The organism is Caldovatus sediminis (assembly GCF_014644455.1).
Lineage (GTDB): Bacteria > Pseudomonadota > Alphaproteobacteria > Acetobacterales > Acetobacteraceae > Caldovatus > Caldovatus sediminis.
In genome coordinates this window covers 12,775-28,119 of record NZ_BMKS01000013.1, presented here as the reverse complement: position 1 = coordinate 28,119, position 15,345 = coordinate 12,775, and the positions used below count along the sequence as shown (strand labels likewise).

15 protein-coding genes are annotated in these 15,345 nt (G+C 73.8%); 5 read left to right on the top strand and 10 right to left on the bottom strand.

Going from position 1 to position 15,345, the window contains the following annotated elements; translation table 11 throughout:
- Positions 1 to 6: 6 nt before the first annotated feature.
- A complete protein-coding gene (locus IEX99_RS17250; RefSeq protein ID WP_188902585.1) occupies positions 7 to 1,245 on the bottom strand; it encodes a M20/M25/M40 family metallo-hydrolase in 1,239 nt (412 codons plus the stop codon).
- Between the two features lie 225 nt (positions 1,246 to 1,470).
- Here IEX99_RS17250 and IEX99_RS17245 point away from each other — a divergent pair, with 225 nt between their 5' ends.
- Both IEX99_RS17245 and IEX99_RS17240 read left to right on the top strand, forming a co-directional pair.
- On the top strand, positions 1,471 to 2,904 hold the full coding sequence (locus IEX99_RS17245; RefSeq protein ID WP_188902583.1) for a M20 family metallopeptidase: 1,434 nt from the start codon (positions 1,471 to 1,473) through the stop codon (positions 2,902 to 2,904).
- 163 nt (positions 2,905 to 3,067) lie between these two features.
- Positions 3,068 to 4,051 carry a Bug family tripartite tricarboxylate transporter substrate binding protein gene (locus IEX99_RS17240; protein ID WP_188902581.1) on the top strand — a complete coding sequence of 328 codons (984 nt, stop codon included), beginning with the start codon at positions 3,068 to 3,070 and terminating at the stop codon, positions 4,049 to 4,051.
- A gap of 10 nt (positions 4,052 to 4,061) precedes the next feature.
- On the opposite strand, the gene IEX99_RS17235 is transcribed toward IEX99_RS17240, so the two are convergent.
- Complete coding sequence (locus IEX99_RS17235) at positions 4,062 to 4,928, bottom strand: NAD(P)-dependent oxidoreductase (protein ID WP_188902579.1); 867 nt, start codon at positions 4,926 to 4,928, stop codon at positions 4,062 to 4,064.
- A 128-nt stretch (positions 4,929 to 5,056) separates the two neighbouring features.
- On the opposite strand from IEX99_RS17235, the gene IEX99_RS17230 reads away from it, so the two are divergent.
- The gene (locus tag IEX99_RS17230; protein ID WP_188902577.1) at positions 5,057 to 5,440 is read left to right on the top strand and encodes a VOC family protein; all 384 of its coding nucleotides are present in this window, start codon (positions 5,057 to 5,059) and stop codon (positions 5,438 to 5,440) included.
- 34 nt (positions 5,441 to 5,474) lie between these two features.
- Here the strand turns inward: IEX99_RS17230 and IEX99_RS17225 are convergent, their stop codons facing one another.
- On the bottom strand, positions 5,475 to 6,116 hold the full coding sequence (locus IEX99_RS17225) for a 3-oxoacid CoA-transferase subunit B (protein ID WP_188902575.1): 642 nt from the start codon (positions 6,114 to 6,116) through the stop codon (positions 5,475 to 5,477).
- A gap of 1 nt (position 6,117) precedes the next feature.
- Positions 6,118 to 6,858 (bottom strand): CoA transferase subunit A, encoded by a 741-nt coding sequence (locus tag IEX99_RS17220; RefSeq protein ID WP_188902573.1) that lies wholly within the window; start codon positions 6,856 to 6,858, stop codon positions 6,118 to 6,120.
- 158 nt (positions 6,859 to 7,016) lie between these two features.
- On the opposite strand from IEX99_RS17220, the gene IEX99_RS17215 reads away from it, so the two are divergent.
- Together IEX99_RS17215 and IEX99_RS17210 are read left to right on the top strand one after the other, a co-directional pair.
- Positions 7,017 to 7,760 carry a DUF7168 domain-containing protein gene (locus IEX99_RS17215; protein WP_188902571.1) on the top strand — a complete coding sequence of 248 codons (744 nt, stop codon included), beginning with the start codon at positions 7,017 to 7,019 and terminating at the stop codon, positions 7,758 to 7,760.
- The gene (locus IEX99_RS17210; protein WP_188902569.1) at positions 7,757 to 8,188 is read left to right on the top strand and encodes a SprT family zinc-dependent metalloprotease; all 432 of its coding nucleotides are present in this window, start codon (positions 7,757 to 7,759) and stop codon (positions 8,186 to 8,188) included. The genes IEX99_RS17215 and IEX99_RS17210 overlap by 4 nt, the downstream gene beginning before the upstream one ends.
- Positions 8,189 to 8,197: 9 nt before the next feature.
- Here IEX99_RS17210 and IEX99_RS17205 read toward each other — a convergent pair whose 3' ends face one another.
- From IEX99_RS17205 to IEX99_RS17180, 6 genes are all read right to left on the bottom strand, one after another.
- Entirely contained in the window at positions 8,198 to 9,271 is a 1,074-nt protein-coding gene (locus IEX99_RS17205; RefSeq protein WP_188902567.1) for an ABC transporter ATP-binding protein, read from the bottom strand.
- A 1-nt stretch (position 9,272) separates the two neighbouring features.
- The gene (locus tag IEX99_RS17200; protein WP_229678101.1) at positions 9,273 to 11,051 is read right to left on the bottom strand and encodes an ABC transporter permease; all 1,779 of its coding nucleotides are present in this window, start codon (positions 11,049 to 11,051) and stop codon (positions 9,273 to 9,275) included.
- On the bottom strand, positions 11,032 to 12,090 hold the full coding sequence (locus tag IEX99_RS17195) for an ABC transporter substrate-binding protein (protein ID WP_188902565.1): 1,059 nt from the start codon (positions 12,088 to 12,090) through the stop codon (positions 11,032 to 11,034). Before IEX99_RS17195 ends, IEX99_RS17200 begins: the two co-directional genes overlap by 20 nt.
- 22 nt (positions 12,091 to 12,112) lie before the next feature.
- A complete protein-coding gene (locus IEX99_RS17190; protein WP_188902564.1) occupies positions 12,113 to 13,168 on the bottom strand; it encodes an ABC transporter substrate-binding protein in 1,056 nt (351 codons plus the stop codon).
- A gap of 120 nt (positions 13,169 to 13,288) precedes the next feature.
- The gene (locus tag IEX99_RS17185; protein WP_188902562.1) at positions 13,289 to 14,080 is read right to left on the bottom strand and encodes an enoyl-CoA hydratase/isomerase family protein; all 792 of its coding nucleotides are present in this window, start codon (positions 14,078 to 14,080) and stop codon (positions 13,289 to 13,291) included.
- A 23-nt stretch (positions 14,081 to 14,103) separates the two neighbouring features.
- On the bottom strand, positions 14,104 to 15,342 hold the full coding sequence (locus IEX99_RS17180; RefSeq protein WP_188902560.1) for an acyl-CoA dehydrogenase family protein: 1,239 nt from the start codon (positions 15,340 to 15,342) through the stop codon (positions 14,104 to 14,106).
- Positions 15,343 to 15,345 lie beyond the last annotated feature (3 nt).

Here is a 15,345-nt window from a genome sequence, read left to right as displayed (position 1 = left end):
GCGCGCTCAGCCCCGCAGCAGCTCCTCCAGCGCGCAGGCGACCGCCTCGGTCGCCCGGTACAGGTCCACGAGCGGCAGCCGCTCGTCGGCGCGGTGCGCGTTCGCCTCCTCGATGGTGCGCGGCCCGGCGCCGTAGAGCACGACCGGAACGCCCCGCGCGGCGTAGTGCCGCGCGTCGGTGTAGAGCGGCACGCCGCCGGTGCGCACCGTCCCGCCCGTCACGCGGCTGGCGTGGCGGCAGAGCGCCGCGCCCAGCCGCCCGCTGCCGGCGACCGGCACCAGCGGCGCCGCGAGCAGGATCCGCCGCACCGCGACCTGCACGGCGGGAAAGGCGCGCGCCGCGCCCGCGACCACCGCCCGCAGCTCGGCCTCCGCCTCGGCCGGGTCCTCCTCGGGCACGATGCGCCGGTCGAGGCGCAGGACGACGCGGTCCGGCACGACGTTGGTGTTGATCCCGCCCGAGATCAGCCCGACGGTCATCTGCGGCGACCCGATCCCCGGGATCGGCGAGACGCGCGCGGCCAGCCCCCGCCGCCAGGCATAGAGCGCGCCGAGCACCTGGCTCGCCGCCTCCAGCGCGTCCACGCCGGTCCAGGGCTGCGCCGCGTGGGCGGAGCGGCCGCGCAGCTCGACCTCCAGATGCAGGCACCCGTTGTGCGCGTCCACGACGAGGTGGGAGAAGCCGGCGGCGATCGCGCAGTCCGGCGCGCTGATGCCCTCGGCGAGCAGCCAGGCCGGGCCGAGCTCGCCGCCGGACTCCTCGTCGTAGGTGAAGTGCAGCTCGACCGCGCCGCTCCGCGGCCCCGCCTCGCCCAGGGCCTTCAGCGCCAGCAGCGCCCAGGCGTAGGTGGCGAAGTCCGACTTCGAGACCGCGACGCCGCGCCCGTACATCCAGCCGTCCGCGATCTCGGCGCCGTAGGGATCGCGCGTCCAGCCCTCGCCGGGCGGCACCGCGTCGCCGTGGGCGTTGAGCGCGATCACCGGCCCGCCTGGGCCGAAGCGGTGCCGCACCACCAGGTTCGTCACCGAGACCATGCCGCGCGCGCGCACGAGCGCCTCCGGCACCGCGTGGCGCTCGACCGCGAAGCCGAGCCCCTCCAGCAGTGCCGCGGCCCGCGCGGCATGCGGCGCGCAGTCGCCCGGCGGGTTGTCCGAGGGGGCGCGGACCAGCGCGGCGAGGAACTCCGTCTGCCGGACCCTCTCTCCCTCCAGGAATGCGGCGATGGACGCGGCGGTCTCCGGCATGCGGGCTCCCTCCGGGGCGGCCAACACATGGCCCGCGGCGCGCCGCCCGTCGAGCCCTGCCCCCCTGCCGACGCGGCGGCGGCGCGGACCGGCACGATGCGCGCTTCGGCGCCGTTGACCGGAAGGCGGGTCGGCGCTTCACCGATCCGTCCGCCCATGCTTGCCTGTCGCGGCGGCCGCACCGCCGATCCGCGATCGCTCGGCCCGACCGGGAGAAGAAGGACCATGCAGAACACCGAGGAGATCTGGCGCCTCGTGGATGCGAAGTCGGAGGACTTCATCGCCCTCAGCGACCGCATCTGGGGCATGCCCGAGCTCTGCTACGCCGAGCACCGCTCCTGCGCCGAGCACACCGCGATGCTGGAGCGGCAGGGCTTCCGCGTCGCCCGCGCGGTCGCCGGAATCCCGACCGCGGTGATGGGCGAGGCCGGCGAGGGCGGGCCGGTGATCGCCATCCTCGGGGAATACGACGCCCTTCCCGGCCTCAGCCAGGAGGCGGGGGTGGCCGAGCGCCGGCCGCTGCCCGGCGACGGCAGCGGGCATGGCTGCGGGCACAACCTGCTCGGCGCCGCCTCGATGCTCGCCGCGACCGCGGTGAAGGACTGGCTGGAAAGGAACGGCCTGCCGGGCCGGGTGCGCTACTACGGCTGCCCGGCGGAGGAGGGCGGCGCCGCCAAGGGCTTCATGGTCCGCGCCGGCGCCTTCGACGACGTGGACATCGCCATCTCCTGGCACCCGGCGGCGTTCTCCGGGGTGAACGAGCCCGTCTCGCTCGCCAACACGCGCATCGACTTCACCTTCACCGGCCGCTCCTCCCACGCCGCCGCCGCGCCGCATCTCGGCCGCAGCGCGCTCGACGCCGTGGAGCTGATGAACGTCGGCGTCAACTACATGCGCGAGCACATGCCCTCCGACGCGCGCGTGCACTACGCCTATCTCGACGCCGGCGGCATCGCGCCGAACGTGGTGCAGGGCCGCGCCACGGTGCGCTACCTGATCCGCGCGCGCGACCTCGCCGAGCTCAACGCGCTGGTCGCGCGCGTGCGCAGGATCGCCGAGGGCGCGGCGCTGATGACGGAGACGGCGGTCGCGGCGAAGGTGGTGAGCGCCGTCTCCAACCTGCTCGGCAACGCGCCGCTCGAGCAGGCGATGCACGACAACCTCCTCCGCCTCGGCCCGCCGCCCTTCGACGAGGCCGACCGCGCCTTCGCGCGCGAGATCCGCGCCACGCTGAAGGAGGAGGACATCGTCGCCGCCTTCCGCCGCCACGGCCTGCCCGTGGACCGCGACAAGCCGCTCTGCGACCTGATCGTGCCGCTGGAGGCGAAGGGCGAGGGCGGCGTCGGCTCGACCGACGTCGGCGACGTGAGCTGGGTGGTGCCGACGGTGCAGGCGCGCGGCGCGACCTACGCGATCGGCACGCCCGGCCATTCCTGGCAGCTCACCGCGCAGGGCAAGACGCCGGCGGCGCACAAGGGGCTGGTGCACGTGGCGAAGGTGATGGCCGGCACCGCGGTGGACGCGCTCCGCGACCCCGACCTGATCGCGCGCGCCAAGGCCGACCACCGGGCGCGCACCGCGGCCACGCCTTACGTGTGCCCGCTGCCGCCGGAGGTGCAGCCGCCGATCGGCATGTCCGGCGGCGTCGCCGGAGCCTGAGGCGCCTTGGACCGCCGGCGCGCCCGAAGCGATCGGACCTCGACGCCGGCCGGGCCGGCGCGAGCCCGACGAAGCGTCTTCACGTCCCGGACATGTCCGCCCACTCTGTCGTCGCCCGGACCCGTCCGATCGGGTCAGACCATGCATCGAGGATCCGACCGACATGCCGACACGCCACACGCCGCTCACCCGCCGGGGCCTGGCCGCGCTGGCCGGCGCCGGCCTCGTCGCGGGGGAGGCGCGCGCCCAGCAAGCGGAGTATCCGAGCCGAACGGTCACCATCGTCGTGCCCTTCACGCCGGGCGGCGCGGCCGACACGGCGGGCCGCGTCATCGCCAAGGGGCTCTCCGACCGGCTCGGCCAGTCCTTCGTGGTGGAGAACCGCCCCGGCGGCGGTTCCACCCTCGGCGCCGGGATCGTCGCGCGCGCCGCCCCGGACGGCTACACGCTGCTGGCCCACTCCACCGGCGCGGTGCTGATCGCGCCGCACCTGATCAACGTGCCCTACGACCCCTTCCGCAGCTTCACGCCGATCGCGATGACCTGCCAGTCGAACAGCGTCGTCGCGGCGCATCCCGCAGTGCCGTTCCGCGACATCCCCGGCCTGATCGCCTACGCCAAGGCCAATCCCGGCAAGCTGCGCTTCGGCTCCTCGGGCAACGGGACCATCACCCACCTGTTCGGCGAGATCTTCAAGCTCGAGGCCGGCATCGACATCGAGCACGTGCCCTACCGAGGCTCCTCGCCGGCGCTGGTGGACCTGCTCGCCGGGCGGGTCGAGCTGATCTTCGACACCATCGCGACCGAGCCGGTGCGCAACGGGCAGCTGATCGGCCTCGCCGTGGTGGGCGAGCAGCGCAGCCCGGAGCTTCCGGACGTGCCGACGCTGCGCGAGTACGGCTACAACCGCGGCGGCGCAGTGTCGTGGTTCGGCCTGTGCGGCCCCGCCGGACTGCCCGACCCGATCGTCGCCAGGCTGGTGCGCGAGATCGAGGCGATCTGCGCCGATCCCGAGACCGCTCAGGCGATGGTGCGCATCGGCCTCACGCCGAAGTTCGAGGCGGGCGACGCGCTGCGCGCCCGCTGGCGGCGCGAATACGAGGTCTTCGGCGAGGTGATCCGCCGCGCCGGCGTCCGGCCAGGCTGAGCGGGCGCGCTCAGCCGGGCTTCGCGCCGCGCTGCAGGAAGGCCTCCAGGGCGGCGATCTCGCGCCGCTCGCCGGCCTCGTCGGCGGCGAGGCGCTCGTAGAGCCGCGCCGCGCCGTCGTAGATCGCGCTCTCGGCGCGGTCGCGGCCGATGAAGTCCGCGATCTCCTCCATCTCGCCCGCCCAGCGGTAGGCCTTCGCGTACATGCTCGGCACCATGCGCCCGAACCAGGCGAGGAGCTGCGGCTGGCTCTGCGACAGCTCCGCGTGCAGCGCCTCCGCCGCGCCGGCGCGCGTGGCGGCGAGCATCATCGTCGAGGCGAGCGCGGTCAGCCCCTTGGTGATGCCGGCATAGGACATCTTGAGCGCCGACGCCGCGCCCACCGGCCCCTCGATGAGCCGGATGTCGAGCCCGCCGCGCTCGCGCAGCACGGCGAGGCGCGGCGCCTCGGCCCCGGAGACGTAGATCGCGGGATTGTAGCCGTCCTCCCGCGGCGGCCCGCCGATGATGCCGCCGTCGGCGAAGGCCATGCCGGCCGCTTCGGCGATCCCGGCGACGCGCGCCGCGGTCTCCGGGCTGACGGCGTTGAGATCGGCGTAGAGCGGGCGCGCGCCGGTCCGGCGGCAGATCGCGGCGAAGCGCTCGACGGTCGCGACCGCCTCCGAGGGCGGCACGATGGAGAGCACGATCGGCACGGCGACGAGCGCGGCGTCCTCCACGTCGCGCATGCCCGCGGCGGCGGCGCGCTCGGCGCTGGCGCGGCTGCGGCCGGCGAGCGAGGTGCGCACCTCGACGCCGTTGCGGGCGAGGCGCCTGCCCACGCCGGCGCCCATGGCGCCCTGCGCGACGACGGTGACGGCGAGCGGCGGCTGCGTCATCGGATCGGTCCTCCCGTGCGGGTCTCCAGTCTAGCCGGCGCAGGGCCGCGGCCAAGGCCGCCCCCTGGCGCCCCCCGGCGCCGCGCCGTAGCGTTCCGCCGACGCCCGCGCCAGAGGAGGAGCCGCGCATGACCGAGTTCGCCTTCGACCACATCCACCTGCGCACCCCGGACGTCGAGGCGACGGCGCGGTGGTACGAGCGCATGTTCGGCGCGAAGGTCCTGCGCTCGACGCAGCAGGGCCAGCCGCGGGTGGACCTGGAGCTCGGCGGGCAGAAGATCTTCCTCGCCCCCGTGGCGGACGGCAGCACCGCCGACCCGCCCTCCGCGCCCTACCAGGGGCTGGAGCATTTCGGCCTGCGCGTGACCGGCCTCGATGCGGTGGTGGCCGAGCTGAAGGCCAAGGGCGCGGAATTCACCCTGGAGCCCATGAGCCCGCGCCCCGGCATCCGCATCGCCTTCCTGCGCGGCCCGCAGAACGTCTCGATCGAGCTGCTGGAGCGCGGCGTCTGAGGACGCGCGCCGCCGCCCGCGCCGGTGCCCGCCCTCAGGCGAGCACCGGGCAGCCCGTGGCGGCGCGCACCTCCTCCAGCGTCACGCCGGGCGCCAGGTCGCGCACGCGGAACGCCTCGCCCGCCGGCTCGAACAGGCCGAGATTGGTCGCCGCCAGCGTCACCACGCCGCGCGCCGTCACCGGCAGCGCGCAGCGCGCGACCAGGCGCGGCCTGCCGTCGCGCGTCGTGTGCTCGAGGATGATGAAGACGCGCCGCGCGCAGGCGGCGAGGTCCATCGCCCCGCCGATGCCGCCGCCCTTCGCGCCGGCGACCTTCCAGTTGGCGAAGTCGCCGTTGCAGGCGACCTCGTAGGCGCCCATCACGGTGGCGTCTATGCGGCCGCCGCGGATGATGGCGAAGGAATCGGCGTGGTGCACCACCGCCGCGCCCGGCTTCAGCGTCACGTTCTGGCCGCCGGCGTTGACCAGGTTCAGGTCCTCCTCCCCCGGCCCGGCGATCGGGCCGTAGCCGATCACGCCGTTCTCGGAGTGGTAGATCACCTCGCGCCCGCCGATGTCGGTGTTGGAGCAGAGCGTCGGCAGGCCGACGCCGAGGTTGACGATCCAGCCGTCCTGGAACTCCCGCGCGATGCGGTCGGCCATCTGCTGGCGGTTCCAGCCCTTCGTCCCGCTCATCTCAGCGATTCCTCTCCTGGCGCTTCTGCGGCCAGAGGCCCTCGGGCGGCGGCGGCACCTTGACGAGGCGATGGACGAAGATGCCGGGCGTGTGCACGTCGTCCGGGTCCATCGCGCCGACGGGCAGGATCTCCTCGTCCACCTCCGCGATGGTGACGCGCGCCGCCATCGCCATCACCGGATTGAAGTTGCGCTGCGAGCGCCAGTAGCGGAGGTTGCCGAAGGCGTCGGCGCGGTGCGCGCGCACGAAGGCGTAGTCGAGCGGCAGCGCGTATTCGAGCAGGTATTCGCGCCCGTTGATCACCCGCGTCTCGCGCCCCTCGGCAAGCTCGGTGCCGACCGCCGTCGGCGTGTAGAAGGCCGGGATGCCGGCGCCCGCGGCGCGCATCCGCTCGGCGAGCGTGCCCTGGGGCACCAGCTCGGCCTCGACCTCGCCGGCCTCGTAGTACTTCGTGAAGGGCAGCACGTCCGAGGCGCGGGTCGCGGCGGTGAAGGCGCAGATCACCTTGCGCACCTGGCCGTTCTCGACCAGCAGGGCGATGTCGGGCATGCGGGGCTGCTGCGCGCCGCCCGTGGTGTTGGCGACGAGCGTGAGGTTCCTCGCCCCCTGCTCGGCCAGCGCCCTGATCAGGTTGAACGGCGTGCCGGGCATGGCGAACCCGCCGAAGCCGATGGTCGCTCCGTCCGGGATGTCCCGCACCGCCTCCGCGAAGCTGGCGACGACCTTGTTCCGTTGGCTCATGCGCTGCCTTCCCCCGGCCCGCGGAACGGGGCCTCCGTGGCGCCCATTATGGCGGCCGGGACGGCGCTGTCATCCCGCGCCGGTCGCGGCGGCGGCCCGCCCCGGCTATACCGGCCGCCACGCGCCGCCGCGCGGCGCGAGCCGATCGGGGGGAGCAGGTGGACCAGCAGACCGAGCTTGCGAAGGTGAAGGCCCGCATCCGCGCCCTCGCCGCCCGCACCGTGGAGCGCGGCTGCTCCGAGGCCGAGGCGATGGCGGCGGCGGCGAAGGTCGGCGAGCTGCTCGACGTGTACGGCCTCACCATGTCGGAGGTGGAGCTGCGCGAGGAGGCCTGCGTCCAGCGCAGCCTCGTCTTCGCCGATCCGCGCCGCGCGGCGCTGAAGTGGCTGTTCCCGGCGGTGCTGCGCTTCACCGAATGCCGCGGCTGGACCGTGGGGCGCGCCGAGTTCGCGCTCTTCGGCCTGGAGCCCGACGTGCAGATGGCGGAGTACCTGATGCACGTCATCGCCGGCGCCCTGGCCTACGAGGAGCGCCGCTTCCGCGAGTCGTCCGAATACGCGGCGCGGCGCCGGCCGGCCCAGGCGGTGCTGCGCTCCTTCCGCTTCGGCTTCGCCGCGCGCGTCGCCGACCGGCTGGATGCGATGGCGGAGCGGCGCGAGGCTGCCGCCGAGGCCGCCCGCGCCGCGACGCCGGCCGGCACCGCGCTGGTGCTGCTGAAGGAGCAGCGCCTGTCGGAGGGCTTCCGTCGCCTCGGCATCCGCCTCACGACCGTGCACCGGCGCATGACCGTGCAGGACCGCGCCGCCTATGGCCGCGGGCGCGAGGCCGGCGGCCGCGTCGGCCTGGACCGGCCGGTGGAGGGCGGCGGCGCCATGCCGGCCCTGCCGCGCCGGCGCCGATGAGCCGCGGCGACGCCGCGGCGCGGCGGCTCTACGTCTGGGAGGACGCGGTCGTCGCCCCGCGCGACCGCTCGCTGGTCCCGTTCCGGCAGCTGCAGGCCCTGGTGGACCACGTCTGGGCCGGCGAGGGCCTGCGCTGGCCGCCGCGCGTGCGCCCCCTGCCCCGCCAGGCGCGCGCCACCATGGCGCGCGCCACGCGCCTCTCCATCGAGGCGCCGGCGGCGCTGCCGAGCTGGGTGCTGCTGCACGAGCTGGCGCATGCGATGACGAGCACGGCGGAAGGCGGAACCGACGGCCACGGCCCCGATTTCGTCGGCCTCTACGCGCGCCTGCTCGTCCGCTATGCGCGCCTGCCCGAGACGCTCGTCGCGGAGACGCTGGCCGCGGCGGGGATCGCCTGGAACCGCGACGCCCGCCCCGCCTTCCTGTGACGGCGCCGGTCAGTCCACGACGGCGATCTGCCGCGGGTCCATCTCCAGCCAGACCGGGTCGCCCACTTCGTGGACCTGCAGGGGCGGGGCGGCGACGCGCAGGCGCAGCCCGGAATCGCGCGGCCGCACGACGTAGTCCCAGGACTCGCCGAGATAGACGCGCTCCGCCACCATCGCCGGCAGCACCGGCCGCCCGTTCGCGCTCGGCGGCGTGCGGTGCAGCACCATGCTCTGCGGCCGCACCGAGAGCAGGATCGGCCGGTTCCCGGCCTCGGGTACGCGGTCCGCGAGCTGCGCCACCTTCAGCGCGAAGCCGTCGAGGGCGATCTCGCCCTCGGCGAGCCGCCCCTCCAGCAGGTTGGTCCGCCCGATGAAGCCGGCGACGAAGCGGGTGCGCGGCCGCGTGTAGAGCAGGTGCGGCACGTCCACCTGCTCGATGCGCCCGGCGTTCATCACCGCGATGCGGTCCGAGGTCGCCATCGCCTCCGCCTGGTCGTGGGTGACGTAGACCGTGGTGATGCGGAACTCGTCGTGCAGGCGGCGGATCTCGAAGCGCATCTCCTCGCGCAGGTTGGCGTCGAGGTTCGACAGCGGCTCGTCGAGCAGCAGCACGGAGGGCTTGACGACGATCGCCCGCGCCAGCGCCACGCGCTGCTGCTGCCCGCCCGACAGCTCCGCCGGGTAGCGGCCGGCGAGGTGGCTCATCTGCACGACCTCGAGGATCTCCGCGGTGCGCCGCCGCACCTCCTCCGACGGCAGCTTGCGAAGCTTCAGGCCGAAGGCGACGTTCTCCTCGACCGTCATGTTCGGCCAGATGGCGTAGCTCTGGAAGATCATGGACATCCGCCGCCGCTCCGGCGGCATGACGGAGCCGGGCGAGGAGATCACCCTCCCGTCCATCTCGATGGCGCCGGCGGTGGGCTCGAGGAAGCCGGCGATCATGCGCAGGGTGGTCGTCTTGCCGCAGCCGGAGGGGCCGAGGAGCGAGACGAACTCCCCCTCCTCGAGCGCGAGGTCCACGGCATCGACGACGGTGAGCTTCCCAAACGCCTTGGTCAGCCCGCGCAGGACGAGGCGGGACATGTCACTCCCTCCGCAGCATGAAGTCGCGCCCGGCCAGCTTCATGCCGACCGCGACGAGCACCAGGGTGATGGCGAGCAGGATGCCGCCGAAGGCCGCGAGCACCTCGAAATTCCCCGCCTCGCTCAGGTCGTAGAGCAGCACGGACATGGTCCGCGTGCGGGGTCCGACCAGGAACACCGCCGCCGAGAGCTCGCGCGAGGCGAGGATGAACACGATCAGCCACCCGCCGAGCAGGCTCTTCTTCAGGAGCGGCGCGGTGACGCGCGCGATGGACTGCAGCCGCCCGGCGCCGAGGATGCGCGCCGCCTCCTCCATCTCCGGGTGCACCGCCCGCACGGCGGCCTGGGAGTTGGCGTAGGCGATCGGCAGGAAGCGCGCCGTGAAGGCGAGGATCAGCAGCGTCGCCGTGCCGTACAGCGCGAGCGGCGGCGAGGCGTAGGCGGCGTAGAAGCCGATCGCCATGACGATGCCGGGAATGACGAAGGGCGCCATGCAGAGGAAGCCCAGCACCTCGCCGAACGGCACCAGCCGCCGGTTCACCAGGTAGGCGACGAGCAGCGCGATGGCGCCGGCGATCGTCGCCGCCGCGGCGGAGAACCAGATCGTGTTCCACACCGAGGTGAGCGCCATCTCGTGCTCGAACAGCAGCAGCGCGTAGTTGCGCAGCGTGAGGTTGTCGAGCGCGAGGCCCCTCCCCCACGCCTTGGCGAAGGAGGCCTGGATCAGCACCAGCACCGGCATCACCACCGCCAGCGCGCCGACCCCCGCGCACCAGCCGAACAGCACCCAGCGGAACGGCCCCAGCCGCACCATCCGCCGCTCGCCGCCCTTGCCGGTCTGCGAGACGAACCCCTTGCGGCCGAGCAGCAGCTTCTGCACGGCGATCAGCCCCACGGTGACGAGCAGCAGCGGCATGGCGTAGGCGGCCGCGACCTCCACCCGCACCGGGTACTCGAAGAACTGCCAGAGCTGGGTCGTGACGACGTTGATCCGCGCCGGGATGCCGATGATGGCGGGCGTCCCGAACAGCGCGATGGTCTCGAGGAAGACGAGGATGAAGCCGGCGAGGACCGCGGGCCAGGCGAGCGGCAGCGTCACCTTCCACATCGTCGTCCACGGACCGGCGCCGATGATGTTCGCGGCGTCCTCCATCTCCGACGAGATCAGGTCGAGCGCCGCCTTCACCAGGATGAACACCAGAGGGAAGGAGTTCAGGGCGATCACCAGCGCGAGGCCGGTGAAGCTGTAGACGTTGACCAGCGCCCCTTCCGCCCCGGTGAGCCAGCGCCAGGCCTGGTTGACGAAGCCGGAGTTCGGCCCGGCGAGCAGGATCCAGCCGATCGCGGCGAGGTAGGGCGGCACCACGAAGGCGCCGAGCACCGCGGCCCAGGTGAGCCCCTTGCCGGGCATGTCGGTGCGCGACACCGCCCAGGCCATCGGCACCGCCAGCACCACCGAGATCGCCGCCGAGAGCAGCCCGAGCGTGAGCGAGTTCACCAGCGCGTCGAGGTAGCGCTGCCGGCCGTAGGCGGTCGCGTAGTTGGAGAGGGTGAAGGCGCCCGTCCCCTGCGTCTCGAAGCTCGCCACGAACAGCTTGACCAGCGGCGCCGCGACGAGGAACAGCAGGGCGGCCGCCAGCGCCGCCCAGAGCAGGCTCACCGGCTCGATGTTGCGCAGCCGGTCGAGCAGTCCGCCGGCGCGGGACGCCGCGGCCGGCCTGGGCAGGACGGTGACGGTGTCGCCGCTCATCGCGGCGCCGTCAGACGCCGAAGGTGTCACGCCAGAGCTCCTTCACCTCCGGGATGCCGCGTTCCACCTCCTCGGCGGTCGGCATCAGGAGCGGCACCTGGTCGAGCGGACGCGCCCCGTCCGGCGGCGGCACCTCGGGCCGCAGCGATTCCGCGAAGAACGGGCGCGTCGCCCGCGAGTACGCCGGGCTGGCGATGAACTCGAGGAACAGCCGCGCGGCATTGGGGTGCGGCGCGTTGCGCAGCGCGCCGCTCGGCGCCGGCACCATCAGCGTGCCGTCGGCCGGATAGACCAGCGCCAGCGGATTGCCGCGCGCGATGCTGAGCAGCGTGGTGGGGCTCGGCACCCCCATGCCGATCGTGCGCTCGCCGGCATTGAGCAGCGTCACCGGATCGCCGGCCGAGCGGCCGATGTGCGGCCGGTTGCGCTCGAGCTGCCGGAAGTAGTCCCAGCCGTAGAGCTTCCGCAGCGCGACGCAGAGCGAACCGATCGCACCGCTGAAGCCGGGGTGGCCGACCGCGATCTGCCCGCGCCAGCGCGGATCGAGGAGATCGCGCCAGCTGCGCGGCGCCTCAGCTTCCGTCACGCGCCGGTGGCGGCCGATCAGGTAGATGGCGAGGTAGCTGACCTGGAAGTAGCCGTCCGGATCGCCCGCCTCGCGCACCGCCGGGATCAGGCCCGACGCGTTCAGCGGCCTGTACTGCGCCAGCCGCTCCTGCCGCTTGAGCAGGGTGAGGTGGCTCTGGTCCACCGAGCTGAACACGTCGCACTGCGCGACGCCCGCGCGCGCGTCCTGCGACAGCCGCTGGAACGCGACCTGCGAGGTGGAGCGCACCACGTTCACCTTCACGCCCGGGAAGCGCTCGGTGAAGGCGCGGCCGATCGCCTCCGAGGGCTCGGCCTGCATCTGGCCCGTGTACCAGGTGAGCTCGCCCTCGCGCCTCGCCGCCTCGTGGAGCTCGCGCTCGTGCGGGAGGAGCTGCTGCTCCTGCGCCGCGGCGCCGCCTGCGCGGCCGCCGCCGAGCGCCGCCGCGGCCGCCAGCACGCCACGTCGGGTGATCCTCGCCATCCGCCCCGTCTCCCCGCCGCACTCAGACGCCGAAGGTGTCGCGCCAGGCCTCGCGCACCTCCGGCACGCCCTTCTCCTGCTCCTCGATCGAGGGCGCGAGCAGCGTGATCTGGTCGAGCGGCCGCGCGCCCTCCGCCTGCGGCACGTCGGCGCGCATCGGCTCGTTGTAGAATTCCTTGATGACCTCCGACATCCGCCTGGAGGCCTGGAACTCCATGAACAGCTTCGCCGCGTTCGGGTGCGGCGCGTTGCGCGGGATCGCCGAGGGCGCGATGGTCGCCAGCACGCCTTCGGTCGGATAGATCACCCGCAGCGGATTGCCGCGCGCGATGCTGTACGCCGTCGTCCCGAGCGGGACGCAGATGCCGACCGAGCGCTCGCCGGCGTTGAGCAGCGTCACCGGGTCCTGGCTGGAGCGGCCGATCTGTGGCCGGTTGCGTTCCAGCCGGCGGAAGTAGTCCCAGGTGTACATCTTGCGCATCTGCACCGCCCAGACGCCGATCGCGCCGCTGAACCCGGGATGCCCGACCGCGAGCTGGTCGCGCCACTTCGGGTCGAGCACGTCGGTCCAGCTCTTCGGCGCCTCCTCCTCCCTCACCTTGCGGGTGTTGTGCGCCATCAGGAACAGGCCGAGGAAGGTCGTCTGGAAATAGTTGTCCGGATCGGCGACGCGGAGCGAGGGCAGCATCTCGTCCACGTTGCGCGGCCGGAACTGCATCAGCCGGTTCTCGCGCTTGAGCTGCGTGAAGTGCCCGGAATTGGTCGAGCTGAACACGTCGCACTGCGCCACCCCCGCGCGCGCGTCCTGCGACAGCCGCTGGAACGCGACCTGCGAGGTGGAGCGCACCACGTTGCAGCGCACGCCCGGGAAGCGCTCGGTGAAGGCGCGGCCGACCGCCTCCGCGGTTTCCGCGTTGTACTGGCCGCAATACCAGGTGATCTCGCCTTCGCGCCTCGCCGCCTCGTACAGCTCGCGCTCGTGCGGCGGCAGCTGCGGCTGGGCCGCCGCGCGGCGGCCGGCGCCGAGCGCGGCGCCCGCGCCGACGACGAACATTCCACGCCGGGTGATGCGGTGCATGGCCATCGGTCCTCCCTAGCCGCTTCCCGTTGTGCCGGCCGGACCGGCCGCAGGGGTATGCTCTTCTGCGGCCATAGTGCCACGCCCCGGCGCGGCGTCCAGCGGCAAGGCGCGGCGCCCTCAGCGCCCGGTAAAGGACGGCGCGCGGCGCCCCAGGAAGGCCGCCACGCCCTCCGCGAAGTCCGCCGTCGCCGTCCCGGCCAGGAAGGCGTCGCGCTCGGCGTCGAGCTGCGCCGCGAGGTCGCGGCCGAGCGAGGCCCGCAGCAGCGCCTTGGTGCGCGCGATCGCCTGCGCCGGCCCGGCGGCGAGCCGGCGCGCCAGCGCCATCGTCTCCGCCTCGAGCCGCGCGCCCGGCACGACGCGGTTGACGAGCCCGAGATCGAGCGCCGCCCGCGCGTCGAGCTCCTCCTCGAGCAGCGCGATGCCCATCGCGCGGCGCAGGCCGACGAGCCGCGGCAGCGCCCAGGTCCCGCCGCCGTCCGGACTGATGCCGAGGCGGAGATAGGCCAGCACGAACCGCGTGTCCTCCTCCGCCGCGACGGCGAGGTCGGCCGCCATCGCCACGCTCATCCCGGCGCCGGCGACCGGGCCGTGCACGGCCGCGATCACCGGCGCCGGCAGCGCCGCGAGCAGGCGCAGCGCGGCATGGAGGGACCCGATCAGCCGCCCGACCACGGCGGGCGCATCCGCGCCGGCGGCGTGGAACAGCCGGATGTCGCCGCCCGCCATGAAGGCCCGCCCCTCGCCGGAGAGCACCACGCAGCGGACCGAGGGATCGGCGGCGAGCCCCTTCGCCGCCTCGTGGAACGCATCGGCCATCGCCTGGTCGAGCGCGTTCAGCGCCGCCGGGCGGTTGAAGCGCAGGCGGACGACGCCGGCCTCGCGCTCCGTCAGGATCGGCGATGCCGCCATGGCCTCCCTCCCCTCGCGCCGCCCTACTCCGGCCGGCGCAGCAGCGCCTCCAGCGGCGACTGCGGCTCGCGCTTCAGCTCCCGGCGCGCGACGACGTTCAGGTGCACCTCGTCCGGCCCGTCAATGAAGCGCAGCGCCCGGCCCCAGGTGTAGAGGTAGGCGAGCGGCGTGTCGGGCGTCAGCCCCATCGCGCCGAAGACCTGGATCGCGCGGTCGGCGATCCGCGTCTGCATCCGCGCCGCGACGATCTTGATCGCCGAGACCTCGGTGCGCGCCGCGCGGTTGCCGAGCCGGTCCATCATCCACGCCGCGTGCAGCGTCAGCAGCCGCGCCTGGTCTATCTCCAGCCGGCACTCGGCGATGGCGTCGCGCACGTTGGAGAAGTCGGCGAGCTTGCGCCCGAACGCCTCGCGCTCCTTTGCCCGCGCCACCATCAGCTCCAGCGCCAGCTCGCACTGGCCGATGGTGCGCATGCAGTGGTGGATGCGCCCCGGCCCGAGCCGCGCCTGGGCGATGGCGAAGCCCTTGCCCTCCTCGCCGAGGCGGTTCGCCACCGGCACGCGCACCTCCTCGAACGCCACCTCCGCGTGCCCCTCGGGCGAGTGGTGGCCGAGCAGCGGCAGGTCGCGCACCACGCGCACGCCCGGCGCGTCGAAGGGCACGATGACGAAGGAATGGCGCCCGTGGGGCTCGGCCTCCGGGTTCGTCACCCCCATCACCAGGCAGAAGCGGACCAAGGGGTGCCGCGCGCCGGTGTTGAACCACTTGCGCCCGGTGATGACGTAGTGGTCGCCGTCGCGCACGATCCGCGTCTTCAGGTTGGTCGGGTCGGAGGACGCGACCCCCGGCTCCGTGATCCCGACCGTGGAGCGGATCTCGCCCCGCAGCAGCGGCATCAGCCAGCGCTCGCGCTGCTCGGGCGTGGCGAAGAGGTGCAGGATCTCCATGTTGCCGGTGTCGGGGGCGCTGCAGTTGAACACCTCCGACGACCAGGGGACGCGGCCCATGATCTCGGCGAGCGGGGCGTATTCCAGGTTGGTCAGGCGGGTGCCGGGCTCGTCCTCGCGCAGGCCGGGCAGGAACAGGTTCCACAGCCCCTCCGCCCGGGCGAGGCCCTTGAGGCGCTGGACGATGTCGAGCGGGAACGCCCCTGCCTCGGCGCGCGCGCGGAACTCCGCGTCCGCGGGATAGACGTGGCTCTGCATGAAGGCGGTGAGCCGCGCCTGCAGCGCCTTCACCTTGTCGCTGTACTCGAAGTCCATGGC

Bases quoted from the DNA above. Each gene is read 5' to 3' on its own strand.
- IEX99_RS17250 (WP_188902585.1), bottom strand. From the start codon at position 1,245: ATGCCGGAGACCGCCGCGTCCATCGCCGCATTCCTGGAGGGAGAGAGG.
- IEX99_RS17245 (WP_188902583.1), top strand. From the start codon at position 1,471: ATGCAGAACACCGAGGAGATCTGGCGCCTCGTGGATGCGAAGTCGGAG.
- IEX99_RS17240 (WP_188902581.1), top strand. From the start codon at position 3,068: ATGCCGACACGCCACACGCCGCTCACCCGCCGGGGCCTGGCCGCGCTG.
- IEX99_RS17235 (WP_188902579.1), bottom strand. From the start codon at position 4,928: ATGACGCAGCCGCCGCTCGCCGTCACCGTCGTCGCGCAGGGCGCCATG.
- IEX99_RS17230 (WP_188902577.1), top strand. From the start codon at position 5,057: ATGACCGAGTTCGCCTTCGACCACATCCACCTGCGCACCCCGGACGTC.
- IEX99_RS17225 (WP_188902575.1), bottom strand. From the start codon at position 6,116: ATGAGCGGGACGAAGGGCTGGAACCGCCAGCAGATGGCCGACCGCATC.
- IEX99_RS17220 (WP_188902573.1), bottom strand. From the start codon at position 6,858: ATGAGCCAACGGAACAAGGTCGTCGCCAGCTTCGCGGAGGCGGTGCGG.
- IEX99_RS17210 (WP_188902569.1), top strand. From the start codon at position 7,757: ATGAGCCGCGGCGACGCCGCGGCGCGGCGGCTCTACGTCTGGGAGGAC.
- IEX99_RS17205 (WP_188902567.1), bottom strand. From the start codon at position 9,271: ATGTCCCGCCTCGTCCTGCGCGGGCTGACCAAGGCGTTTGGGAAGCTC.
- IEX99_RS17195 (WP_188902565.1), bottom strand. From the start codon at position 12,090: ATGGCGAGGATCACCCGACGTGGCGTGCTGGCGGCCGCGGCGGCGCTC.
- IEX99_RS17190 (WP_188902564.1), bottom strand. From the start codon at position 13,168: ATGCACCGCATCACCCGGCGTGGAATGTTCGTCGTCGGCGCGGGCGCC.
- IEX99_RS17185 (WP_188902562.1), bottom strand. From the start codon at position 14,080: ATGGCGGCATCGCCGATCCTGACGGAGCGCGAGGCCGGCGTCGTCCGC.
- IEX99_RS17180 (WP_188902560.1), bottom strand. From the start codon at position 15,342: ATGGACTTCGAGTACAGCGACAAGGTGAAGGCGCTGCAGGCGCGGCTC.